Here is a 700-nt window from a genome sequence, read left to right as displayed (position 1 = left end):
CCTAAAATCCATCAACCAGCCTACTATTCCACCTAGAAAGCCCTTCACCTTGCGGATGTCAGTCAATACGCCATAAGCGTACACGGCAGCCACTATTCCGATAGCTGAACTATGATAGATGAATGCATCAATCAGGGCTTACCGATAGTAATCGGCATGAGGGCTTTTGGCTATTGGGCTAAATGTTGTAGGAAGTTTTTTATTCAAAAATATGCCCGTACAATTCTGCAATCATAAAACCATCTTTCAATTGTATTTTTTCGCCACTTTGATTTGAATTTTCTAATTCTAAATTGTCAATTTTAATCCAAACTAACATATGTTTTTTGTTTTCATAATTCAGAAACTCTTCTGTTTTTAATATTTCTAATTTCTGATTAGTGTTTGGATTATTAATGTAAAAATTATTGTTTTTTAGAATTCTAAATTGAAATTTATTATGAATATCTCCAAAATGCTTTTCTCCAACACCTAAAACGCTTTTAACTTCATTTTGGTTTGAAGTATCCATTTTTGGTGTAATAAATGTAAATTGGGTTGATGCATCGTCCGTAGATAGTCCAAACATTAAAACTCTAACAGGATCAGTTATAGAACAAACTTCGTTTCCATTGTCATAACCTGTTGACATTTGATATTCGTTTCTACCAAATTTCCAACTAATGGATTGTGAATTAAGCTTACCTGTTAAACTTGGTGT

Annotated in this window: 1 protein-coding gene; it reads right to left on the bottom strand. The window is 32.6% G+C overall.

The genetic code is table 11. From position 1 onward, the window contains the following. Positions 1-199: 199 nt before the first annotated feature. Positions 200-700: hypothetical protein (locus tag MM214_RS18940; protein WP_241297743.1), on the bottom strand; the 501-nt coding region annotated here is incomplete at its 5' end.

Origin of the sequence: Belliella kenyensis (assembly GCF_022549675.1) — a bacterium.
GTDB classification, from domain to species: Bacteria; Bacteroidota; Bacteroidia; order Cytophagales; family Cyclobacteriaceae; genus Belliella; species Belliella kenyensis.
This window is presented reverse-complemented; position numbering and strand designations above follow the sequence as displayed.